This window comes from Actinophytocola xinjiangensis, from assembly GCF_001921215.1.
Lineage (GTDB): Bacteria > Actinomycetota > Actinomycetes > Mycobacteriales > Pseudonocardiaceae > Actinophytocola > Actinophytocola xinjiangensis.
Window position 1 is genome coordinate 289,285 of the sequence record NZ_MSIF01000009.1, and the last position, 20,989, is coordinate 310,273.

A 20,989-nucleotide genomic window follows, 5' to 3' on the forward strand; every position below is an offset into this window, starting at 1 on the left:
ATCGCGCCCGACCGACGTGGCGATCAGCTCATTCGCAGGCCCTTGAGCACCCGTTCGTCGCCGGTGCCGGACAGGCGCATCCGGCCGCGCAGCTGGTAGAGCAGGGTGGCGGCCCTGCCGTGCAGCCGCGCGTCGGCCGGCTCGCCCGGGTCGGCCGGGCGGACCTCGGGGACCTGGCCGGGGACCAGCCGCACGAACCAGGCGCGGCCCTCCTCGGTGGCCACGACCGCGCTGCCCTGGTACTCCGGCGGCTCGTCGCCGAGCTGGCGGGCGGCGAGCAGCGTGCCGAGCAGTTCGTCGAGTGAGTCGATGGCCTGGTCGGGGTCGGTCGGGTCGAGGGTGCGCAGCGTGGCCTGGGCGTCCCAGCGGCGCAGGTTCAGCTCGTGGGCGGCGCGCCGGTGCCAGACCCACGCGAGGTCCGGCGCCGCCGGTGAGAACGTCCACACCGGACGGTTGCCGGGGGTGGTCGCCAGCACCTCGGCGGCCCTGGCCAGCTCGGCGTCCAGGTGAGCGAGCGGGTCGGCGACGGCGCGCGGCGGGTCCAGACGCAGGGCGACGGTGCTGCCGCTGGCCAGGTAGGTGGTGACCTGCTGGCAGAACCGGGCGACGTGGCTGGTCAGCTCGGTGAAGGTCCAGCCGGGGCAGGAGGGCACCCGGGCGCCGAGGTCGGCGGCGCCGACGGCGGCCCGGAACCTGGCCGACTGCTCGTCGAACACCCCGGTCCACCTCGACGGGCTCCAGTCGCTCACCCGGTCTCCTTCCGTTCCGTGCGCACATGCACACAGTGCGCGCGAAAAGCACCCTATGCGGCGACCCCTGGCAGTAGCGTCGTTTTGCGCTTTTGTCCCGGACCGAGGAGGTCGACGTGCCCGAGGGCTACCAGGTGGACCCGGCGACGCTGCGGGGCGCGTCGACCAAGATCTACGAGGGCTCGGACGCCGTCGGCGACGCCGCCGCGTTGCTCTCGGTCGCCCAGTTGGTCCCGGCCGCGCTCGGTGAGGTGGCCGCCGCCGACGAGCTGGCCTGCGCCTTCGGCGAGTTCGTCACCAGCCACGGCGACGACCTGCGGCACGGCTCGGTGTGGGTGAACGCCACCGCCGACGGCCTGGTGGCCAGCGCCGAGGAGTACGAGAGCAGCGACCAGGGCTCCGCGGCGAACCTGACGGCGGCCGGCTCGTGACCGCCGACCCGGAGGTCCTCTACGGCAAGCTGGCCAGCGGCGACGCCGGCCGGATCGACGCGGTCGCCGAGCCGATCGGCTCGGCCCGGTCGGCGCTGTCCCGGGCCCGCGAGGCGATCGACGGCGGCGGTTCGACCGCCGCGTCCGGGTGGGACGGCGACGCCGCGTCCGGGTTCGCCGCGCGGGCGACGCTGTCGGGCACCGCGACGACCACGGCGAACGACCGCCTCGGCCAGGCCGGCCAGATCGTCGAGGCCGCCTCCTCGGCGTACCGGACGATGCGCGGCGCGGCGGACAACGCGATCCAGGCGTGGCGCTCCCGCCCGCCCGACCTCGACGACGCCGCGAAGCAGGCGCTGGCCACCCGGGTCAACGACGCCCTCGGCACGGTCCGCGACGGCTACGAGCGGACCCTGCGGGCCTACGCCGGCGCGCTGCGGGGCATCACCCCGGCCTTCGGTGAGACCGCCGCCGGGGACGCGTCGTGGGCGGCGACCGCGCCGCGGGCAGGCCTGACGGTGCCGCCGCCGGGCTCGGACCCGCGCGAGGTCGCCCGCTGGTGGAACAGCCTGTCCGAGACCGAGCGCGACCAGCTGATGGCCACCCAGTTCGACGCGCTGGGCCGGCTGCGCGGCCTGCCGGCCGAGGTGCTCAACGACGCGAACCGCCGCCGGATCGAGGTCGACCAGGCCCAGTACGCGGCCACGGTGTCCGATCTGGACGCCCGGATCGCCGCGCGCGCCGAGGAACTGGGCCTGGACCCCACCGACGAGGGCGCGCTGCGCGGCGACCCGGCCCTGGCCGACCTGCTCGACCAGCGCCAGGACGCCGACCGGTACCTGGACAACGCCACGGCGGCCGCCGGGCAGGTGACCAAGGCCGAGGGCCTGTCGCCCGACGGCGCGTACGTGCTGTCCTACGACCCGGTCGGCCCCGGGGTGCAGGAGGGGACGCTGGCGATCGCCCTGGGCAACCCGGACCAGGCCGACAACCTGTCGGTGCTCGTGCCGGGCACGACGGCCACGCTGGAGAGCGGGTTCCCGACCGGGTCGGCGGCCGACCTGCGGGCGGAGATGAACGCGGCGGCGCCGGGGCAGAACAACGTGACGATCGCGTGGTTGGGCTACGACGCGCCGACCTGGGACCTGAGCGTGGCGAGCCCGGACAACGCGATCGAGGGCGCGGCGAACCTGGTCGCCGACGTCGACGGGTACCGGGCGGCGGCCGACGGGCAGCAGCACATCTCGGTGATCGGGCACAGCTACGGCAGTGCGACCGTGGGCTACGCGGGGATGAACGGTCTGGCGGCCGACGACGTCGCGTTCATCGGCTCACCCGGTGTCGGTGCGTCCAATGTGGACCAGCTGTCGTCGGGGCCGGGTCACGTGTGGGCCGGGGCCACCGAGCACGACCCGGTGGTGCAGGGCACCAGCGGCGACTGGTTCACCGCCGACGGCTCGTCCACCGGACCCTACGACTCGTCCTTCGGTGCCAACCAGTTCGGCGCGGCCGACGGCGGCAACGCGTTGAACGCGCACACGTCCTACTACGACCCCGGCTCGGAGTCGTTGCGCAACCTGGCGAACATCGCGACCGGCAACTACGGCGAGGTGTCGGACCCGAACGTGCTGGACTCGCCGCTGCCGCCCGAGGTGCCAGGGTCGAACCTGCCGGTGGTCGGCCCGGTGATCGACGCCACGGTCAACCTGGGCCGGGAGACCGTGGACATGGTCGGGGACGTGGGCGGCGGGCTGTGGGAGTCCGGGCAGCACGCGGTCAGCGGCGACTGGGACGCTGCCTGGGACGAGCTGAAGTCCACCGGCGGTGAGTTCCTCAACGACGCCGGGGACGCCGTTCTCGGCACGGTCGGGGACGCGGTGGAGGCCGGCCGGGACATCTACGAGAACACTATCGGCCGGTTGTTCTAGTCGAGGAGCGGACGACCAGGCGCGGTGTCAGCAGGTGCCGCGCCGGTCCGGACCGTTCGCCGCGCACGCGGCGGACCAGCGCCTGGGCGGCCAGCCGCCCCATCTCGACCCTGGGCTGGTCGACGGTGGTCAGCGACACGTGCCGCAGCGCCGCCAGCCAGGTGTTGTCGTAGCCCACGACGGACACGTCCTCGGGGACCGACAGCCCGGCCTCGACCAGCCCGGAGATCACCCCGACGGCGTTGAGGTCGTTGGCGGCCAGCAGCGCGGTGGGTCGCCGGCCGGCCAGCAGGACCGGTACGGCGGCGGCTCCGGCGGCCTCGGTGTACTCGCCGCGCACGACCCTGGGTCGCAGGCCGTGGCGCCGCATGGCGGCCAGGTAGCCGGCGCGCCGGGGTGCGGCCTGGGATCCGCCGCCGCCGTCGATGTGGGCGATCTCCTGGTGTCCCAACGAGACCAGGTGGTCGACGGCCATCATCGAGCCGGCCTTGCCGTCGTCGTTCACGGTGTCCACAGTGGACGTTCGGGAGGACCGGGAGACCAGGACGACCGGGGTGTGCGCCGAGGCGGCGGCGATGGCCTTGGCCGGCAGGACCGTGCCCAGCAGCGCCAGTCCGGCGGGGCGGAAGGACAGCAAACCGTCCAGCGCCTGGCGTTCGCGCGCCGGGGACCGGCCGCCGGTGTTGATCACCAGCTCGAAGCCGGCCGCCCGCGCCCCGGAGTCCAGGCCGTCGACGACCTCCGCCCAGAACGGGTTGTGCAGGTCGGAGACCATCACGCCGACCACGTGCGAGGTCCGGCTGGCCAGCGACCGGGCCATCAGGTGCGGCGAGTACCCGAGCTCCTCGGCCGCCTTGAGCACCGCCGCCCGCCGCAGCGCGCTGACCTTCGGCGAGTCGCGCATCACCAGCGACACCAACGCGCGGGACACCCCGGCGCGCGCGGCGACGTCCTCGATGGTCGGTCTCGGCACCCCGCCTCCCTTGACACCGCTGTGACCGACATTACAGGATAGCTCGAATTGGAGCGCTCCAACAGCGGGGGGCCGGATGCGCATCGGGGTGGCCGGAGTCGGCCGGATCGGCACCATGCACGCCGGGCATCTGGCGGAACTGCCCGAGGTGGACCAGGTCCTGCTGTTCGACCCGGTGCCCGGCCGGGCCGAGCGGGCCGCCGAACAGCTCGACGGCGCGGGCGGGGCCGGCGGGCGGGCCAGCGCCAGCGGCGGCACCCACCGCGCGGTCGCCGACGTCGACACGCTGCTGGCCCAGGCCGACGGGATCGTGGTCGCCACCCCCACCACCACCCACCCCGAACTCGTCCGGCGCTGTCTGGGCGCCGGGGTGCCGGTGCTGTGCGAGAAGCCGGTGGCCGCCGACCTCGACGAGATGTCCGCGCTGGTGACCGAGATCGAGCGGTCCGGGGTGCCGGTCCTGGTCGGCTTCCAGCGCCGGTTCGATCCGCCGATGGTCGAGCTGCGACGGCGGATCGCCGTTGGCGCGCTGGGCACGATCTACCACGTCCGCGCGGTCGGCTTCGACGCCCAGCCACCGGACCTGAGCTACCTGCCGACCTCCGGCGGTATCTTCCGCGACCTGCTCATCCACGACCTGGACGCCGTCCCGTGGCTGGTCGGCGAGCCGGTGACCGAGGTCTACGCCTGCGGCTCGGTGCTCGTCGACGACGGGTTCGCGCGCGCCGACGACGTCGACAACGCTGTGGTGGTGCTGCGGTTCGCCGGCGGCGCGCACGCGGTGCTCGCCGCCGGCCGGCACGACCCGCTCGGCTACGACCACCGGCTGGAGGTGCTGGCGGAGAAGGACTCGGTCGCGGTGGGCCTTGGCCCGCGCACCCCGCTGAACTCGCTCGACGAGGACGGGCCGCGCGCGTCGGGCGCCCATCCCGGCTTCGCGCAACGGTTCCGGGCGGCCTACGTCAACGAGATGCGGGTGTTCGCGCAGGTCGCCGCCGGGAGCGCGGCCAACCCGTCACCCGCGCGGGACAGCCTGGTCAGCCTGCGGTTGGCGCAGGCGTGCGAACGGTCGCGGCGCACCGGCGCGCCGGTCCGGCCACAAGGGGGGAGTGACAGATGAGGATCGCGGCCGCGCCCATCTCCTGGGGGGTCTGCGAGGTTCCCGGCTGGGGGCGGGTGCTCGACCACGACACCGTCCTGCGCGAGATGGCCGACCTGGGCCTGACCGCCACCGAACTCGGGCCGCCGGGCTACCTGCCGGCCGATCCGGCCGCGCTGGCGGCCACCCTGGACCGGCACGGGCTCGGCCTGGTCGGCGGGTTCCTGGCCGTGGTCCTGCACGACGCCGGCCAGCAGCGGTCCGTGGTGGACCTGGCCGGGCGGCAGGCCGAACTGCTGGCCGCCGCCGGAGGCGACGTGCTGGTGCTGGCCGCCAGTACCGGCCTGGACGGCTACGACGAGCGGCCGCCGCTCAACCAGGCGCAGTGGCACACGCTGGTCGACACCGCCGGGATGATCCGCGACGTCGCCGTGCGCGCGGGCGTGCGGACCGTGCTGCACCCGCACGTCGGCACCCAGGTCGAGACGACCGCCGAGGTGCGCCGGTTCCTGGCCGACGCCGACCTGCCGCTGTGTGTGGACACCGGGCACCTGCTCATCGGCGGCACCGACCCGGTCGAACTGGTCCGGGCGCACCCGCACCGGATCGGGCACGTGCACCTCAAGGACGTGCGGGCCGATCTCGCCGAGCAGGTCCGCGACGGGCTGATCAGCTACACCGAGGCCGTCGCCCAGGGCATCTACGTGCCGTTGGGCGACGGCGACATCGATCTCGCGGCGTTGCTGAAACTGTTGCGTGACAACGACTACCGGGGCTGGTACGTACTCGAGCAGGACACCGCGCTACCCGAGGACGGTGACCAGGCCGACCAGGCGCCCCGGCTGGCGACCGCGCGCAGCCTGGCCTACCTGGACACCGTCTACTGAGGACTCCCTGCCCGGAAGGAGAGACAACGATGTCTGACCGAGGGCGCCGCCGGCTCGCCGCCGCGACCGCCGCCGTGGCGGCGACACTGGCACTGGCGCTCACCGCGTGCACCGGGCCGTCGGCCGACCTGGCCAGCGGCCGCGGGAGCGGCGGCACCGGCGGCGGTGGCGGCGAGTTCGACCCGGACGCGCCGCTGGAGTTCGCCGTGATCACCCACGGCAGCGACGGCGACGCCTTCTGGAGCGTGGTCAAGAACGGCGCGCAGGACGCCGGCCGCGACCTGGACGTCGACGTCGCCTACACCTCCAACGGCGACCCCGGCGCACAGGCCAAGCTCATCGACAACGCCGTCGCCCAGGGCAGGACCGGCATCGTCGTGTCGATGGCCAACCCGGACGCGCTGCGCCCGGCCATCGAGGCCGCCGTCGCCGCCGGCATCCCGGTGATCACCATCAACTCCGGCGCCGACCGCAGCGCCGAGTTCGGCGCGATCGCCCACGTCGGCCAGGAGGAGGACATCGCCGGCCGGGCCGCCGGCGAACGCCTCGCGCAGGCCGGCAAGAAACGGATGCTGTGCGTGATCCACGAGGCCGGCAACTCCGGGCTCAACGACCGCTGCGACGGCGCCCGCGAGGGCTTCGCCGGCCAGGTGGACAACCTCCAGGTCGACATCGCCAACCCGACCGACATCGAGGCCCGGCTGCGCGGCGCGTTGCAGACCAACCCCGACATCGACGCCGTGCTGACGCTCAACTCCCAGGTCGCCGACCGGGCGGTCACCGCGGCGCTGTCGGTCGGCTCCACCGCCGAGGTCGCCACCTTCGACCTCAACACCGACGTGGTCGACGCGATCCGCGACGGCCGGATCCTGTTCGCCGTCGACCAGCAGCAGTACCAGCAGGGCTACCTGCCGATCTCCATGCTCAAGCTGTACCGGCTCAACGGGAACACCCTCGGCGGCGGGCAGCCGGTGCTGACCGGGCCGGGGTTCGTCGACCAGTCCAACGCGGACCTGGTGCGTCCGTACACCGAACGCGGAACGCGCTGAGGAGCCGGTGATGACCACGACGACCGAACGACCCGACCCGACCGACGAACGCCTCGCCCCCGGCGGGGTGGTGAACCGGCTGGTGGCCCGGCCGGAGGTCGGCGCGCTGCTCGGCGCGCTGGTGGTGCTCGTCTTCTTCACCGTCGTCGCCGACACGTTCTTCACCACCGGCGGCGCCGCGACCTGGCTGGACGACTCGGCGACGCTGGGCATCATGGCGGTGGCCGTCGCCCTGCTGATGATCGGCGGCGAGTTCGACCTGTCCGCCGGTGTGATGACCGCGTCCACGGCGCTGGTCACCGCGATCCTGGCGACCGAGGCCGGGCTGAACGTGTGGCTGGCGCTGCTGGTGTCGCTGGTGTTCGCGCTGGGCGTCGGCGCGCTCAACGGCTGGCTGGTGGTGCGCACCGGGCTGCCGAGCTTCATCGTCACCCTCGGCACGTTCCTGGCGTTGCAGGGCCTCAACCTCGGGGTGACGCGGCTGGTCACCGGCTCGGTGCAGGTGTCGGGGATACGCGCGGCCGAGGGCTACGAGTCGGCCGGGTTCGTGTTCGCGTCCTGGCTCACCATCGACGGCACGAGCTTCCAGATCTCGATCCTGTGGTGGCTCGGCGTCACCGGGCTCGCCGCGTGGGTCCTGGTGCGCACCCGGTTCGGCAACTGGACCTTCGCCGTCGGCGGCTCGGCGCCCAGCGCCCGCGCGGTCGGCGTGCCGGTCGCCAGGACCAAGATCCTGCTGTTCATGACGACCGCGGTCGCCGGCTGGCTGGTCGGCTCGATCAACATCCTGCGGTTCACCACGGTGCAGGCCAACCAGGGCATCGGCCTGGAGTTCCAGTTCATCATCGCCGCGGTGATCGGCGGCTGTCTGCTCACCGGCGGGTACGGGTCGGTGATCGGCGCGGCGATCGGCGCGCTGATCTTCGGCATGGCCCGGCAGGGCATCGTGTTCGCCGACTGGAACTCCGACTGGTTCATGCTCTTCCTCGGCATCATGCTGCTCGGCGCGGTGCTGGTGAACAACACGTTCCGGCGCCGGGCGGAGAGGGTGCGGTCGTGAATCCCCTGATCGAGGTCGACCGGATCGGCAAGAGCTACGGCAGTGTGGTGGCGTTGCGGGAGGTGTCCACCGTGGTCAACGCGGGCGAGGTGACCTGCGTGCTCGGGGACAACGGCGCCGGCAAGTCCACGCTGATCAAGATCCTGGCCGGGGTGCACCAGCACGACACCGGCCGGTTGCGCCTCGACGGGCAGGACGTGCGGTTCGCCTCGCCCCGGGAGGCGCTGGACCGGGGCATCGCCACCGTCCACCAGGACCTGGCGGTGGTGCCGCTGATGAGTGTGTGGCGCAACTTCTTCCTCGGCTCCGAGCCGACCGTCGGCGCCGGTCCGCTGCGGCGCCTGGACCGGCGCACCGGCCGGGAGACCGCGCGCCGGGCGATCGCCGACATGGGCATCGACCTGCGCGACGTCGAGCAGCCGGTCGGCACGCTGTCCGGCGGCGAGCGGCAGTGCGTGGCGATCGCCCGCGCGGTGCACTTCGGGGCCAAGGTGCTGATCCTGGACGAGCCGACGGCCGCGCTGGGCGTCAAGCAGTCCGGGGTGGTGCTGCGCTACCTCGCCCAGGCCCGCGACCGTGGCCTTGGCGTCGTGCTGATCACCCACAACCCGCACCACGCCTACCCGGTCGGCAACCGGTTCCTGGTCCTCACCCGCGGCGCGAGCCTCGGCTCGTTCGAGAAGGCCGACATCACGCTGGCGGAGCTGACCCGCCAGATGGCCGGCGGCGAGGAACTGGAGGCCCTGGAGCACGAGCTGCGCGGGGTGTCCGGCTGATGCGCCTGACCACCGCCCAGGCGCTGGTCCGCTGGCTGCTGGCGCAGCGGACGGTCCTGCTCGACGGGACCGAGGCCCCGCTGTTCCCGGCCGTGTTCGCGATCTTCGGGCACGGCAACGTCCTGGGCCTCGGCACGGCGCTGTCCGAACACGCCGGCGAGCTCCCGGTCTGGCGCGGGCACACCGAGCAGGGCATGGCGCTGGCCGCCGTCGCCCACGCCAGGGCCACCCACCGCCGGCAGACCGGCGTGGTCACCTCCTCGATCGGGCCGGGCGCGCTGAACATGGTCACCGCCGCCGGGGTCGCGCACGCCAACCGGCTGCCGCTGCTCCTGCTGCCCGGCGACACGTTCGTCAACCGCGCGCCCGACCCGGTGCTCCAGCAGGTCGAGCCGTTCGGCGACGGCACGGCCACGGTCAACGACGCCTTCCGCGCGGTGAGCCGCTGGTTCGACCGGATCACCCGGCCCGAGCAGCTGCTGGCGACCCTGCCGCAGGTCGCGCGGGTGCTCACCGACCCGGCCGACTGCGGCCCGGTGACCCTGGCGCTCCCCCAGGACGTGCAGGCCGAGGCGTTCGACTTCCCGGATGCCCTGTTCGCGCCGGTCACCCACCACCCGCCGCGCCCCCGCCCGGACCGGGCCGCGCTGGACAGGGCCGCGCGGATCCTGCGCGGCGCCCGCCGGCCGCTGCTGGTCCTCGGCGGCGGCGTGCGGTACTCCGGGGCCGCCGAACGCGCGCTGGAGTTCGCCAAGGCCCACGGGCTGCCGGTGACCGAGACCACCGCCGGACGCACCCTGGTGCCCCACGACCACCCGCTGCACGCCGGCCCGCTGGGCATCACCGGCTCCCGCTCGGCCAACGCGCTGGCCGCCGAGGCCGACCTGGTGCTGGCCGTCGGCACCCGGCTGCAGGACTTCACCACCGCGTCGTGGTCGCTGTTCTCCCCCGACCTCACCCTGGTCTCGGTGAACACCGCGCGCTTCGACGCGGTCAAGCACGGCGGGTTCGCGCTGGTCGCCGACGCCGACGAGGCCCTGGCCGAGCTCGCCGGGCTGACCGGCGGCTGGCGCGCCGAGCCGGACTGGACGGCCAGGGCCGCCACCGAACGCGCCCGCTGGGACACCTATGTCGACGGTCTGCGCGCACCCTCGCCCGGCCTGCCGACCTACGCCCAGGTCGTCGGCGTGGTCAACGACGCCAGCGAGCCGGGCGACTACGTGCTGACCGCGTCCGGCGGCCTGCCCGGCGAGCTGGTCGGCGGCTGGCGGGCCACCGGCGGCGAGCCGTCGATGGACGTCGAGTACGGGTTCTCCTGCATGGGCTACGAACTGGCCGGGGCGTGGGGGGCGGCGATGGCCCGGCCGGCCGGCGTGGTGACCGCGCTGGTCGGTGACGGCTCGTACCTGATGCTGAACTCCGAGCTGTTCTCGGCCGCGTTCGCCGGGCACGGGTTCGTCGCGGTGGTGTGCGACAACGGGGGGTACGCGGTCATCGACCGGCTCCAGCGCGGCAACGGCGCCCCGGCGTTCAACAACCTCTACACCGACGTGCGGTCCCGACTCACGGACACGCCAAGGGTCGACCTCGCGTCGCACGCGGCGTCGCTCGGCGCTGCCGTGCTGGCCGCCACCGACCTCACCGACCTGCGGGACGCCTACGCCCGGGCACGCGCTCACGCACGGGACGGCCGGGTGGCCGTCGTGGTGATCCACACGCACCCTTCGGCCTGGACGGATGCCGAAGCGTGGTGGGAGGTCGGCGTGCCCGAGCGGTCGACGTATCCCGATGTCGTCGATGCCCGAGAGGACCTGGACAAGGCCAGGACGGACCAGGTTCGCTACCTGGGCCGCCCCTGAACCAGCCGGTCAACGACGGTAGTCGTCATCCTCAAGGTCATCATCGTCATCGAACCGCTCTCCGCCGTTGCCGTCCGATGGCGACTGACTCGACAGCTCTCGTTGCAGAGCGTCGAAGTCGGTGTGGTGAGTGCTGTATTTGAGCTCTCGGGCTACCTTGGTCTGCTTAGCCTTCGCTCGGCCGCGCCCCATGGCTCGACCCCCTCGCACAGTGACGGGGCGGCCGGGGGAATCGGCGGCCCCGCAGATCTCGACTACTGGTTCCTGCCAACTACCGTACCGTGTCGACGGCGTTCTGTGCGAAGGGGCACTGGGTTCGTCGGGTGTCGTTGATCGCCCCGTGACCACAGGTCCAGCGACCCGTGACACGATGCCTCTCGTGCCTCGACCGTTCGTCGCCTACCTCAGGGTGTACGAACCGTTGTCCTCCTTCGCCCAGGACGTGGCCAAACCGCTGCGCGAGGCCCTGGAGACCGGACACCTCGACCACGCCGGAGTCGGCGAACGCGAGCGTGACCTGTGGCTCAGATCACAACTGTCCGTGCCGACCACGTTGCTGCCCGGCGAGCTGGCCAGCGGCGAGCCCTCGCCCCGCGCGCTACGCGAACTGCTGGTGCTCGACCCGGCCGAGGTTCCCGTCGACCAGGCCACCGTCGGCCCCGGCCCCCTGATCTGCCCGCTGGACGTGCGCGCCCGCTCGGCCGCCGCCCTGGTCGGCTTCCTGACCTCCGCGCACCCGTCGCTGCGCGCGACCGCGCTGTCCGCGTCCGTCGACGAGGCCAAGGAGAAGGCCGCCCGGGTGCTCTCCGAGCTGCCCGGCGGCGCCGTGCACATCGTCTCCACCACCTGGACCGTGCCGCTGCCCTGGTTCACCCTCGTCGACCCCGCCCACCGCCACCTCGTGCTGGCCAGCCGGGAGGACCCGCGCCGGCAGGTGTGCTGGCGGGTGGCGATGGCCGACGCCCGCCGCCGGGTCGCCAAGGCGCACTCGCTGGCCGAGCGGGTCCTCGGCGAGCAGGGCCCGACGAAGGTCCTGGAGGACACCGGGCGCTGGCTGGAGCACTTCCACCCGCACTCGGCCGTCGAACTGGACTACGGCGGGCTGGTGCAGCTGCTCGACGACGAGGAGCTGACCGACGACACCTCGGCCGCCGACGTGAACGCGATCGTCGCCGCGCTGGAACGCGAGGACGTCGAGGAGATCGCCTCGCGGTTCGAGCGCCTGCGGGACTTCTGGGGCGACCTGGCCGTGCGCGAACGCTTCAACTAGCCGGTCGACGGGTCCTCGCCGCGCTCGGCGGCCAGCAGCCGGTCGACCGAGGCGCTGCCCGCGCGGTAGCGGGTGGCGATCTGGTCGTTGAGCACGTCGACCACCTGCTGCACCTCGCGGCGCCGCTGGGACACCGAGGCCTCCTCGGCGACATAGGTACGCAGCGCCAGGTCGAGCCGCTCGTCGGGCAGCGACGTCACGTCCGACAGGTCCGCGTCGGACACCAACGCCTCGACGTGCCGCCGGTGGGCCTCCGCGCGGGACGGTTCGAGCGTCTGGTGGCGCCCGGAGCCGACCGGCGCCGGGCCGACGGCGTTGTCCGCCAGGATCTCGGCCAGCCGCTCGACCACCGAGGCGGAGCCGCCCTCGGCCCGCCGCGTCCGCTCGGCCTTCACGATGTCGATCCGCGCGTGCAGCAGCCGGCGCAGGTAGGACAGGTCGGTCTCCTCCTGGGCGGCGTCGTCGCGCCGGGCCCGGACCTCGGCCAGGTCGAGCCGGTCGAGGTCGGACACGTAGTCCGGCGCGAGCACACGGTCTATCCGCCGGCGACCACCTGGTCGGACTTCGATCACGTGCTCATCCTCCGGTACCGAGGGGTTCGTGGACAAACCTGGTCTCAGTGGGTGAGCGCCACCCCGATCAGCTCCCGCGCCTGGCCGGGCGTGATCGGCGGCCGCCGCGCGAGGGTGGCGAACGCGGCGGCCCGCTCCACCAGCTGGGCGTTGTCCCGCACCCGCTCGCCCCTGGCGAAGGACACGGTGTCCTCCATGCCGACCCGCAGGTGCCCGCCGGCCGACAGCGCCGCCAGCATCACCGGCAGGGTCGTGCGGCCGATCCCGGTCGCCGAGAAGCTCGCGCCCGCCGGCAGCGCCCGCAGCGCCGCGACCAGCGTCTCGGTGTCGCCCGGCATGCCGCCCGGCACGCCCATCACCAGGTCGACGTGCACCTTGCCGCCGGCCGGCAGACCGTGCTCGTCGAGCAGCCGGCGCAGGCTGGCCAGCTGGCCGACGTCGAAGATCTCGTACTCGGGGACGATGCCGCGCTCGCGCATCCGCCGGTGCAGCTCGACCACGAACTCCCACCGGTTCATGAACACGTCGTCACCGAAGTTGACGGTGCCCATCGTGCAGGACGCCGAGTCGGGCATGGCCTCCAGCACGCGCAGCCGGTCGGCCTCCGGGTCGGTCACCGCGCCGCCGGTCGACAGCTGCACGACGAGGTTCGTCCGTTCGCGCAGGGCGGCGACGGTGTCGGTGAGCCGGCCCAGGTCCAGCGTCGGGGCGGCGTCGGCGCCCCGGACGTGCACGTGGATCATGGCCGCCCCGGCGGCCTCGCAGGCCACCGCCTCGGCGACCAGCTCCTCCAGGGTGACCGGCAGGTTCGGCACGTCGGTCTTGGCGTGCTCGGCGCCGGTCGGCGCGACGGTGATCAGGGTCCCTGTCATGGGCCCGGATCGTAGTCAGCCGCGTGGTCAGCCGCGCAGTTTCTTCGCCGCCTCACGACCAAGACCGGGGGTCGCCTCGGGCACCGAGTCGGGGTCGATCGCGGCCTGCACGACCCGGTCGTCCTGGCCGACGAGCAGCTCGGCCTCCACCGGCACCGAGTACTTGACCAGCGCCAACGCGATCGGGCCCAGCTCGTGGTGGCGGGCCACCGAACCCACCCGGCCCACGGTCTTCCCGTCGCGCACCACCGGGTCACCCGTTTCGGGGAGGACCTCGGGCGAGCCGTCCAGGTGCAGCAGCAGCATCCGCCTCGGCGGCCGGCCCACGTTGTGCACCTTGGCGACGGTCTCCTGGCCGCGGTAGCAGCCCTTCGCGACGTGCGCGGCGACGTGCACCCAGCCGACCTCGTGCGGGATCGTGCGGTCGTCGGTGTCCACGCCGTAGCGGGCGCGGGCGGCCTCCACCCGCAGCGCCTCGTAGCCCCAGCTGCCCATCGGCCGGGCGCCCTGCCTGGTCAGCCGGTCCCACCAGGCGACGAGCTCGTCCCGGGGCACCAGCAGGTCGACCCCCAGCGGCGTGGCCCGCACGACCACGTCCAGGCCGCCGGCCACCGCGTAGGGCTCGGTGGGCGCGGGCAGCCCGGCCGACTCCAGCAGCGACGCGGTGTCCGGGCCGAGGACCGAGAGCACCGCGCGTTCGGCGGTGGCCTCACGCAGCTCGACCTTGGACCAGAAGACCATCGACTCCAGGTAGGCCAGCAGCGGCTGTCGCCCGCCGCGCGCCCCGGTGGCCTCCGCGCCGGGGTCGGTGTCCAGCCAGACGGTGCCGTCGAGGTGGGCGAGGTCGAGGTGGGTGTCCACCCGGCCCTGGCTGTCGAGCACCAGCGCCTCGGTGCCGGCCCCGTCGGCCAGCTCGGTGACGTGCTGGGAGATGACCAGGTGCAGCCAGGCCAGCCGCTCCGGCCCGGTGACCGCGATCAGCTCCCGGTCGGACCGGTCGACGACCACGACCCGCCGCGCGGCGGCCCGCTGCTCGGCGAACGGGTCCCCGAAGTGCCACGGCACGCCCTGGTCGGGCCAGTTCTCGGGCGGCGGCACGGCACCGGCGGTGTCCAGGATCGGTGAGGTCATGTGGCGGCTCCGGAACAGTTCCGGCAGGTGCCGGACAGGGCGAGGTGGCTCACGTCCAGTGCGAACCCGTGGCGGTCGCGCAGTGTTCCGCTCAGCTCCGCCATCACCTCGCAGGGCGCCTCGATGACCGCCCCGCAGCGGTGGCAGACCAGGTGGACGTGCCCGTGCTCGTGCACGGAGTAGTTGGGCGCGCCGTGCCCGAGGTGGGTGTGGCGCACGATGCCGAGCGTCTCCAGCAGCTCCAGCGTCCGGTAGACGGTGGTGATGTTCACCGACGGTGTGCTGCGCTGCACCCGCTGGCAGACCTGCTCGGGCGTGGCGTGCTCCAGTTCCAGCAGCGCGTCGAGCACCAGCTGGCGCTGCGGGGTCATCCGCATCCCGCGCTCGTGCAGGGTCTGCCTGAGCTGGGCGCGTTCGGCATCGAGGTTGCGCGCGCTCACGGTCTCCACCCCGTCAATCGTAGGCCTCTGTAGGGTTTGGCCATGCGGGTGCTTGCGATGCTTGACGGAACCTTGGCCGACCCCGACGGACTGCACATCCGGGTGGACGATCTCGGACTGACACGGGGTGACGGGATCTTCGAGACGATCCTCGTGGTCGACGGGAAACCCCGTGAGCTGGGTCCGCACCTGGACCGGCTGGAGCGCTCCGCGCGGATGCTGGAGCTGCCGACCCCCGACCGGGCCGCCTTCGAACGCTGCGCCCAGGTCGTGATCGACGCCTGGACCGGGCCGGACGAGATGGCGCTCAAGATCGTCTACACCCGGGGCCCCGAGTTCGGCGACGGCACCCCGACCGGCTACGCCATGGGCGTGCCGATCGCCGAGAAGGTCCTGCGCAACCGGGTGGCCGGCGTCCGCGCGATCACCCTCGACCGGGGCTTCGAGCCCTCGATCGTCGCCAGCACGCCGTGGCTGCTGCTGGGCGCCAAGTCGCTGTCCTACGCGGTGAACATGGCCGCGCTGCGCTGGGCGGAGTCCCACGACGCCGAGGAGGCGATCTTCGTCGCCACCGACGGCTCGATCCTGGAGGGGCCGACGTCCAACGTGGTCGTCGCCGACGGCCGCACGCTGCGCACCCCGCCACCGGCGCTGGGCATCCTGCGCGGCACCACCCAGGGCGCGCTGTTCCGGGCCGCCGAGCGCGCCGGCTGGGCCACCAAGGTCGAGCCGCTGCGGCTGGCCGACCTGACCTCGGCCGACGGCGTCTTCCTCGCCTCCAGCGTCCGCAAGATCACCCGGGTGCGGATGGTCGACGGTCGCCCGCTGCCCGAGGCCGCCGAGCTGCACGCCGAGCTGAGCGCGCTCTACGAGTCCGAGTACGCCTGATCCCTCAGCCCGCCACCCGGCGCAACAGCGCCGAGGTGTGCGGCTGCAGCGGCTGGCCGACCATCGCGCGCTCCTCGACGTAGGCCAGGTCGCCGTTGTTGACCAGGCCGTAGAGCCGCTTGGCGCCGTTGACCTCCTTGGCGGTGGCCGTGCGCATGGTGACGTCGGTGGCCAGCTCCCAGGACGTCTGGGTCCTCGGCTCGCCGTAGAAGATCTCGATCACGCCGGTGGCGTGCGCCAGCAGCAGCTCGATGGTGTCGTCCTCGCCGGGCCGCCACCAGCCGACCTCGCGGGCCGCCGGGCGAATCACCTTGCCGTCGGCGTCGAGCAGCCACGCCCGCGACTCGTAGTACAGGAACGGCCGGCCGTCGTGGGCGAAGGTGACCTGCTGGCCGAAGTGCTGCGACTCGATCGTCGGGTACACGACCTCGCCCTCGCCGCGCCACACGCCGACCAGCGGCAGCAGCGCCAGCAGCCGGTCGTTGAGGTTCGCGCCGTCGCGCAGGTTGGCCGTATCGTTGGGGACCGGCAGGTCCTCCCACCGCGGGAGGTTGCGCGAGCGGGTGGTCGCCGCGCGTTCGGCGGCCGCGCGGACCGCCGCGTCACCGCTGCCGGGAACCGGACCGTTGGTCTCCGGCTCGCTCATCGCACCCGCCCCAGACGCAGGGTGAGCACGGCCAGCGACCCGGTGGTGGCCAGCGCGGCGACGATCAACACGACGGTCGAGAACAGTTCCACCCGGCGAGGATATGCGAACGCGGGACGGCCGCTCCGGCGACCGCCCCGCGTTCTCGGGTGAAGCTCTGCTAACCGACCGTCACCGCGACCGGGTGCAGGCCAGGGGCGTCGGCGACGACCCTGGCCTCGCCGTTGCCGGTGCGGTGCAGCGCGCGCACGGTCCACTGGCCGGGCGCGGCGAAGAACCGGAAGTCACCCTCGGGCGAGGACACGACCTCGGCGGTGAACTCGCCGCTCGCGTCGAGCAGCCGCACGAACGCGCCGCCGACCGGCGCGCCGTCGGCGGTCACCTTCCCGCCGAGCACGATCTCCTTGCCCAGGTCGACCCCCGGGGGCAGCGCCGCCGTCTGCTCCGGCGCGCCGCATCCGTCGTTGCTCATCCGCGTCTCCTCACCAGATGTCTCAGTTGGTGCCGGGGCCGACCTCGACCGGCACGCCGACCAGCGAGCCGTACTCGGTCCACGAGCCGTCGTAGTTCTTCACGTCCGAGTGGCCAAGCAGCTCGTGCAGCGCGAACCAGGTGTGCGAGCTGCGCTCACCGATGCGGCAGTAGGCGATGGTGGCCTTGCCGTCGTCGATGCCGGCCTCGCGGTACAGCTCGCGCAGCTCGTCCTCGCTCCTGAACGTGCCGTCCTCGTTGGCCGCCTTGCTCCACGGCACGTTGATCGCCGACGGGATGTGCCCGGCGCGCTGCGCCTGCTCCTGGGGCAGGTGGGCCGGCGCGAGCAGCTTGCCGGAGAACTCGTCCGGCGAGCGGACGTCGACCAGGTTCTTCGTGGCGATGGCGTCGACCACCTCGTCGCGGAACGCGCGGATGGCCTTGTCCTGCTCCTGGGCGACGTACTGGGTCTCCTCGCGGGTGACCGCGTCCTTGGACAGCGGGCGCCCGTCGAGCTCCCACTTCTTGCGGCCGCCGTCGAGCAGCTGCACGGCCTGGTGGCCGTAGAGCTTGAAGTACCAGTAGGCGTAGGCGGCGAACCAGTTGTTGTTGCCGCCGTAGAGGACGACCCGGTCCCCGTTGGCGATGCCCCTGGCCGACAGGAGCTTCTCGAACCCGGCACGGTCGACGAAGTCGCGGCGGACCGGGTCCTGCAGGTCGGTCCGCCAGTCGATCTTCACTGCACCGGGGATGTGGCCGCCGTCGTACGCGGAGGTGTCCTCGTCGACCTCGACGAACACCACCCCCGGGGTTGCGAGGTTCTCCTCGGCCCATTCGGCCGTGACCAAGACGTCTTCGCGGCTCATTGGCGCGCTCTCTCCTTCGAATGTGGGTCTCGCAGCCGAACCTCCCCTGACCGCGGCTGCTGGGTGGTGGGAACCAGCGCGGGCGAAGGCGTGTCGCGGTCCGCCCGTCAGTCGGTGGCCAGACACAGGCTCGAGTCGACGCGGCAGTAGTCCACTGCCCGCCTTCTCGTCAGTGGCCTGGTCAGCAAGGAGTGCACGCCATGAACACTACCGGCGTCTCCCTACCCCTGGGAGGGCCGTCCACCAGGTGGGACGGTGGTGTTCGCCCTGGTCAGCCGCCGAACAGCACGTCCCAGGCCTTGCCCTTGACCGACAGCACGCCCGGTTCGACGCTCACCGCGGTCGGCGTGACGGTGAACGGCAGCTCACCGGGGTCGAGGGTGACCTTGAGGGCCTCCAGCAGCTGGGCCTCGATCACCTCGGGGAACCGGCCGCCGTCGCCGAGCACGCTGTTGCTCAGCTCCAGGCGCGCCGGGGCGAAGCTCGCCTTCGCGTCGACCAGGGTGATGAGGCCGAACGCGCACAGGTCGGTCTCCTCGCCGCCGAGGTCGACGGTCGCGCACAGCCGGGCGCCGGCCATGGTGTCGTCCTCGTTCTCCAGCTCCTCGGCGCGCTCGGCGGCGGCCTGCTCCTCGTCGGTGCGTTCGTCGGGGTTGGTCAGGGCGTCCTGCTCGCTGATCGGGTCGATCGTCAGGTTGGTGATCGAGGAGATCAGCGGGTTCTCGTTCTCCAGCAGGGCGCGGGTGACGTCGGAGGCCTTGACCCGCACCTGGCCCTCGACCTCACGTACCCGCACGCCCCGCAGCTCGCCGGAGACCAGGTCGCCCAGCGGGGCGATGACGCCCATCAGGTCGACGTGCACCTCCAGGTCACGCAGCGTGTCCTGGACGGGGACGCCCTTGGCGTCGATGGCGACGTGATCGTACTCACCCGAGATGGCCTGGGTGAGGAACGAGATGCCGTGCACCTTCACCGACGGGTCGTCGGTGAGGCTGAACTGTTCGCGGGCGCGCTTGGAGACCTGGTACTCGAACATGGCCGCCGCGCCGAAGTCGGCCACGACCAGCAGGCCGAGCACGACCACGAGCGTGATGACGAGCCTGCGCGTCCGCCGTCGCCGCCTTGGCTTCGCGCGCGGGGTGCCGGGGTCGGTCGTGGTCGTCATGGGGTCATGGTCCTCGGGGCGTCGGGGCGGGGTTCACGGGGTGTGCGCGCCGGTGTTCCGGTCGGGCCGTTGGTGCTCTCGTGTGACACCTACGTCACGACCAGGACATTTAGCGGGCACAGCGGTTATTCTCCCGGAAAGCCACGGAGCTTCCCAGAGAGGCGGGCCCAGACATGAGCCTCGACCTGCTGCTGCTCACCGCGGACCCAACGCCGGGCTCGGTGGTGCCTTCCCTGATGCTGCTGCCACACCACGTGCGCACCCAGGCCCCTGAGGTGACCGCGTTGCTCGACGCCGGATCCCGCGACGTCGTGCTCGTCGACGCGCGCGTGGACCTGGCCGCCGCCAAGAGCCTGTGCCGGCTGCTCACCAGCGGTGGTGACAGCGTGCCGGTGATGGCGGTCGTGAACGAGGGCGGTCTGGTCGCCGTCAACCCCGAGTGGCGGGTGGACGACATCCTGCTGCCGACCGCCGGCCCGGCCGAGGTGGACGCCCGGCTGCGGCTGCTGACCTCACGCGGGCCGGCGGGCGCGCCGGGCACCGACGGCGCGCTGCGCCTGGGTGAGCTGGTGATCGACGAGGCCACGTACATGGCGCGGCTGCGCGGACGCCCGCTGGACCTCACCTACAAGGAGTTCGAGCTGCTCAAGTACCTCGCCCAGCACGCCGGCCGGGTGTTCACCCGGGCGCAGCTGCTGCAGGAGGTCTGGGGCTACGACTTCTTCGGCGGCACCCGCACGGTCGACGTCCACGTGCGGCGGCTGCGGGCCAAGCTGGGCACCGAGCACGAGCAGATGATCGGCACGGTGCGCAACGTCGGCTACAAGTTCGTCCAGCAGCCCAAGGCCGCCGGGCACGACCTCGCCTCCGAGGACCGGGTCCGCCGCTGACGGTACGGTCGGGTCGTGGTGACCTTGACCTGGCTCGACGCCCTGTCCGACGACTCCGCCGACGACTCTGCCGACGGGGCCGCCGTCCGGGCGCTGCTGCGCGCCGCCGGCGAGCACGACGGCCGGCCGGAGGTCGACGCCGACGGCCCGCTGCCGCGCGAGTTCCGGGGCGGTCGCCACCTGCTGGCCACCGACACCGACGGGTCGGTCGTGGGGTACGCGCACCTGGACACCGGCGGTGACGCGTTCGGCAACGGGGTCGTGGAGCTGATCGTGGCGCCGGACCGGCGGCGTGCGGGGGTCGGCGGCCGGCTGGTGGCCGAGGTGCTGACCGTCGACGGCCCGCTGCGGCTGTGGTCGCACGGCGACCACCCGGGCGCGGTCGCGCTGGCGAAGCGGCACGGCCTGGCCAGGGTGCGGGAGCTGCTGCGGATGCGACTGGGGCCCGGCGGTGAGCTGCCGGAGCGGGCGCTGCCGGGGCACCTGCGGCTGCGGACGTTCGAGCCGGGCCGGGACGAGGACGCGGTGATCGGGGTCAACGCGCGCGCGTTCGACTGGCACCCCGAGCAGGGGCAGCTCAGCGTCGAGGAGCTGGTGGCCACCGAGGGCGAGTCGTGGTTCGACCCGGCGGGGTTCTTCCTGGCCGTGGACGGTGACGACGACCGTGACCGGGTCGTCGGCTTCCACTGGACCAAGGTTCACCCGGACGGGATCGGCGAGGTGTACGTCGTCGGGGTCGACCCGGACGCGCAGGGCGGTGGTCTCGGCACCGCTCTGACCCTGGTCGGCCTGCGTCACCTGCGGGAGTCGGGGATCGACGAGATCATTCTGTACGTCGAGTCGGACAACGCTCCGGCCGTGGCCGTGTACACCCGGTTGGGGTTCACCGTTGCCGAAACGGATGTTTCGTACCAGCGCTGACCGTTACGTAGAGCAACAAAGGTCACAATTCGAGGTTGTTCACCTC

General features: G+C 73.0%; 23 protein-coding genes. 12 read left to right on the forward strand and 11 right to left on the reverse strand.

All coding sequences use genetic code 11. The features are described from left to right. Window positions 1-23 precede the first annotated feature (23 nt). A complete protein-coding gene (locus BLA60_RS20335; protein WP_075134493.1) occupies window positions 24-749 on the reverse strand; it encodes a maleylpyruvate isomerase N-terminal domain-containing protein in 726 nt (241 codons plus the stop codon). Window positions 750-865: 116 nt separating this feature from the next. Between BLA60_RS20335 and BLA60_RS20340 the strand changes: the two genes are divergently transcribed. Both BLA60_RS20340 and BLA60_RS20345 read left to right on the forward strand, forming a co-directional pair. Then, on the forward strand, window positions 866-1,180 hold the full coding sequence (locus tag BLA60_RS20340; RefSeq protein WP_075134567.1) for a hypothetical protein: 315 nt from the start codon (window positions 866-868) through the stop codon (window positions 1,178-1,180). Then, entirely contained in the window at window positions 1,177-3,108 is a 1,932-nt protein-coding gene (locus BLA60_RS20345; protein ID WP_075134494.1) for an alpha/beta hydrolase, read from the forward strand. The genes BLA60_RS20340 and BLA60_RS20345 overlap by 4 nt, the downstream gene beginning before the upstream one ends. Here BLA60_RS20345 and BLA60_RS20350 read toward each other — a convergent pair. After that, window positions 3,089-4,081 carry a LacI family DNA-binding transcriptional regulator gene (locus tag BLA60_RS20350; RefSeq protein ID WP_075134495.1) on the reverse strand — a complete coding sequence of 331 codons (993 nt, stop codon included), beginning with the start codon at window positions 4,079-4,081 and terminating at the stop codon, window positions 3,089-3,091. The genes BLA60_RS20345 and BLA60_RS20350 overlap by 20 nt on opposite strands. Window positions 4,082-4,157: 76 nt before the next feature. Between BLA60_RS20350 and BLA60_RS20355 the strand changes: the two genes are divergently transcribed. Genes BLA60_RS20355 through iolD form a run of 6 tightly spaced genes read left to right on the forward strand, consistent with a single transcriptional unit; the run spans window position 4,158 to window position 10,811 of the window. Next, entirely contained in the window at window positions 4,158-5,201 is a 1,044-nt protein-coding gene (locus tag BLA60_RS20355) for a Gfo/Idh/MocA family protein (RefSeq protein ID WP_075134496.1), read from the forward strand. Continuing rightward, window positions 5,198-6,067 carry a TIM barrel protein gene (locus BLA60_RS20360; protein WP_075134497.1) on the forward strand — a complete coding sequence of 290 codons (870 nt, stop codon included), beginning with the start codon at window positions 5,198-5,200 and terminating at the stop codon, window positions 6,065-6,067. The genes BLA60_RS20355 and BLA60_RS20360 overlap by 4 nt, the downstream gene beginning before the upstream one ends. Before the next feature lie 29 nt (window positions 6,068-6,096). After that, a complete protein-coding gene (locus BLA60_RS20365; RefSeq protein WP_075134498.1) occupies window positions 6,097-7,116 on the forward strand; it encodes a sugar ABC transporter substrate-binding protein in 1,020 nt (339 codons plus the stop codon). 10 nt (window positions 7,117-7,126) lie between these two features. Then, window positions 7,127-8,176 carry an ABC transporter permease gene (locus tag BLA60_RS20370; RefSeq protein ID WP_075134499.1) on the forward strand — a complete coding sequence of 350 codons (1,050 nt, stop codon included), beginning with the start codon at window positions 7,127-7,129 and terminating at the stop codon, window positions 8,174-8,176. After that, window positions 8,173-8,952, forward strand: a complete 780-nt coding sequence (locus BLA60_RS20375; protein ID WP_075134500.1) for an ATP-binding cassette domain-containing protein — start codon at window positions 8,173-8,175, stop codon at window positions 8,950-8,952. The genes BLA60_RS20370 and BLA60_RS20375 overlap by 4 nt, the downstream gene beginning before the upstream one ends. Further along, on the forward strand, window positions 8,952-10,811 hold the full coding sequence (gene iolD, locus BLA60_RS20380) for a 3D-(3,5/4)-trihydroxycyclohexane-1,2-dione acylhydrolase (decyclizing) (RefSeq protein WP_075134501.1): 1,860 nt from the start codon (window positions 8,952-8,954) through the stop codon (window positions 10,809-10,811). Before BLA60_RS20375 ends, iolD begins: the two co-directional genes overlap by 1 nt. Before the next feature lie 9 nt (window positions 10,812-10,820). Here iolD and BLA60_RS20385 read toward each other — a convergent pair whose 3' ends face one another. Beyond that, window positions 10,821-11,003 (reverse strand): DUF3073 domain-containing protein, encoded by a 183-nt coding sequence (locus BLA60_RS20385; protein WP_075134502.1) that lies wholly within the window; start codon window positions 11,001-11,003, stop codon window positions 10,821-10,823. A 187-nt stretch (window positions 11,004-11,190) separates the two neighbouring features. On the opposite strand from BLA60_RS20385, the gene BLA60_RS20390 reads away from it, so the two are divergent. Next, window positions 11,191-12,081, forward strand: coding sequence for a DUF8083 family protein (locus BLA60_RS20390; RefSeq protein ID WP_075134503.1), 891 nt, complete (start codon window positions 11,191-11,193; stop codon window positions 12,079-12,081). On the opposite strand, the gene BLA60_RS20395 is transcribed toward BLA60_RS20390, so the two are convergent. The 4 genes from BLA60_RS20395 to BLA60_RS20410 are packed head-to-tail and all read right to left on the reverse strand — an operon-like array spanning window position 12,078 to window position 15,033. Further along, complete coding sequence (locus BLA60_RS20395) at window positions 12,078-12,653, reverse strand: RsiG family protein (RefSeq protein WP_075134504.1); 576 nt, start codon at window positions 12,651-12,653, stop codon at window positions 12,078-12,080. The two genes, BLA60_RS20390 and BLA60_RS20395, sit on opposite strands and share 4 nt — an antisense overlap. Before the next feature lie 44 nt (window positions 12,654-12,697). Next, window positions 12,698-13,525: a beta-keto acid cleavage family enzyme gene (locus tag BLA60_RS20400; protein WP_075134505.1), complete on the reverse strand. Its 828-nt coding sequence runs from the start codon at window positions 13,523-13,525 to the stop codon at window positions 12,698-12,700. Window positions 13,526-13,552: 27 nt separating this feature from the next. After that, window positions 13,553-14,656: a CAF17-like 4Fe-4S cluster assembly/insertion protein YgfZ gene (ygfZ, locus tag BLA60_RS20405; protein WP_075134506.1), complete on the reverse strand. Its 1,104-nt coding sequence runs from the start codon at window positions 14,654-14,656 to the stop codon at window positions 13,553-13,555. Next, on the reverse strand, window positions 14,653-15,033 hold the full coding sequence (locus BLA60_RS20410; protein ID WP_075134568.1) for a Fur family transcriptional regulator: 381 nt from the start codon (window positions 15,031-15,033) through the stop codon (window positions 14,653-14,655). Before BLA60_RS20410 ends, ygfZ begins: the two co-directional genes overlap by 4 nt. A 105-nt stretch (window positions 15,034-15,138) precedes the next feature. Here BLA60_RS20410 and BLA60_RS20415 point away from each other — a divergent pair, with 105 nt between their 5' ends. After that, window positions 15,139-15,984, forward strand: a complete 846-nt coding sequence (locus BLA60_RS20415; RefSeq protein WP_075134507.1) for an aminodeoxychorismate lyase — start codon at window positions 15,139-15,141, stop codon at window positions 15,982-15,984. Between the two features lie 4 nt (window positions 15,985-15,988). Here the strand turns inward: BLA60_RS20415 and BLA60_RS20420 are convergent, their stop codons facing one another. The 4 genes from BLA60_RS20420 to BLA60_RS20435 form a co-directional block, all read right to left on the reverse strand. After that, window positions 15,989-16,630 (reverse strand): heme-binding beta-barrel domain-containing protein, encoded by a 642-nt coding sequence (locus BLA60_RS20420; protein ID WP_075134508.1) that lies wholly within the window; start codon window positions 16,628-16,630, stop codon window positions 15,989-15,991. Between the two features lie 160 nt (window positions 16,631-16,790). Next, window positions 16,791-17,102: a DUF1416 domain-containing protein gene (locus BLA60_RS20425; protein WP_075134509.1), complete on the reverse strand. Its 312-nt coding sequence runs from the start codon at window positions 17,100-17,102 to the stop codon at window positions 16,791-16,793. Between the two features lie 22 nt (window positions 17,103-17,124). Beyond that, window positions 17,125-17,967 (reverse strand): sulfurtransferase, encoded by an 843-nt coding sequence (locus tag BLA60_RS20430; protein ID WP_075134510.1) that lies wholly within the window; start codon window positions 17,965-17,967, stop codon window positions 17,125-17,127. A gap of 271 nt (window positions 17,968-18,238) precedes the next feature. Then, entirely contained in the window at window positions 18,239-19,132 is an 894-nt protein-coding gene (locus BLA60_RS20435; protein ID WP_075134511.1) for an LmeA family phospholipid-binding protein, read from the reverse strand. 173 nt (window positions 19,133-19,305) lie between these two features. Between BLA60_RS20435 and BLA60_RS20440 the strand changes: the two genes are divergently transcribed. Both BLA60_RS20440 and mshD read left to right on the forward strand, forming a co-directional pair. Continuing rightward, window positions 19,306-20,022: a winged helix-turn-helix transcriptional regulator gene (locus BLA60_RS20440; RefSeq protein WP_075134512.1), complete on the forward strand. Its 717-nt coding sequence runs from the start codon at window positions 19,306-19,308 to the stop codon at window positions 20,020-20,022. A gap of 15 nt (window positions 20,023-20,037) precedes the next feature. Further along, the gene (gene mshD / locus BLA60_RS20445) at window positions 20,038-20,943 is read left to right on the forward strand and encodes a mycothiol synthase (protein WP_075134513.1); all 906 of its coding nucleotides are present in this window, start codon (window positions 20,038-20,040) and stop codon (window positions 20,941-20,943) included. Window positions 20,944-20,989: the final 46 nt, after the last annotated feature.

Excerpts from the sequence above, each read along its gene's own strand:
- BLA60_RS20355 (WP_075134496.1), top strand. The coding sequence starts at position 4,158 with ATGCGCATCGGGGTGGCCGGAGTCGGCCGGATCGGCACCATGCACGCC.
- BLA60_RS20360 (WP_075134497.1), top strand. The coding sequence starts at position 5,198 with ATGAGGATCGCGGCCGCGCCCATCTCCTGGGGGGTCTGCGAGGTTCCC.
- BLA60_RS20365 (WP_075134498.1), top strand. The coding sequence starts at position 6,097 with ATGTCTGACCGAGGGCGCCGCCGGCTCGCCGCCGCGACCGCCGCCGTG.
- BLA60_RS20370 (WP_075134499.1), top strand. The coding sequence starts at position 7,127 with ATGACCACGACGACCGAACGACCCGACCCGACCGACGAACGCCTCGCC.
- iolD (WP_075134501.1), top strand. The coding sequence starts at position 8,952 with ATGCGCCTGACCACCGCCCAGGCGCTGGTCCGCTGGCTGCTGGCGCAG.
- BLA60_RS20385 (WP_075134502.1), bottom strand. The coding sequence starts at position 11,003 with ATGGGGCGCGGCCGAGCGAAGGCTAAGCAGACCAAGGTAGCCCGAGAG.
- BLA60_RS20400 (WP_075134505.1), bottom strand. The coding sequence starts at position 13,525 with ATGACAGGGACCCTGATCACCGTCGCGCCGACCGGCGCCGAGCACGCC.
- ygfZ (WP_075134506.1), bottom strand. The coding sequence starts at position 14,656 with ATGACCTCACCGATCCTGGACACCGCCGGTGCCGTGCCGCCGCCCGAG.
- BLA60_RS20410 (WP_075134568.1), bottom strand. The coding sequence starts at position 15,033 with ATGCGGATGACCCCGCAGCGCCAGCTGGTGCTCGACGCGCTGCTGGAA.
- BLA60_RS20415 (WP_075134507.1), top strand. The coding sequence starts at position 15,139 with ATGCGGGTGCTTGCGATGCTTGACGGAACCTTGGCCGACCCCGACGGA.
- BLA60_RS20420 (WP_075134508.1), bottom strand. The coding sequence starts at position 16,630 with ATGAGCGAGCCGGAGACCAACGGTCCGGTTCCCGGCAGCGGTGACGCG.
- BLA60_RS20425 (WP_075134509.1), bottom strand. The coding sequence starts at position 17,102 with ATGAGCAACGACGGATGCGGCGCGCCGGAGCAGACGGCGGCGCTGCCC.
- BLA60_RS20430 (WP_075134510.1), bottom strand. The coding sequence starts at position 17,967 with ATGAGCCGCGAAGACGTCTTGGTCACGGCCGAATGGGCCGAGGAGAAC.
- BLA60_RS20435 (WP_075134511.1), bottom strand. The coding sequence starts at position 19,132 with ATGACGACCACGACCGACCCCGGCACCCCGCGCGCGAAGCCAAGGCGG.
- BLA60_RS20440 (WP_075134512.1), top strand. The coding sequence starts at position 19,306 with ATGAGCCTCGACCTGCTGCTGCTCACCGCGGACCCAACGCCGGGCTCG.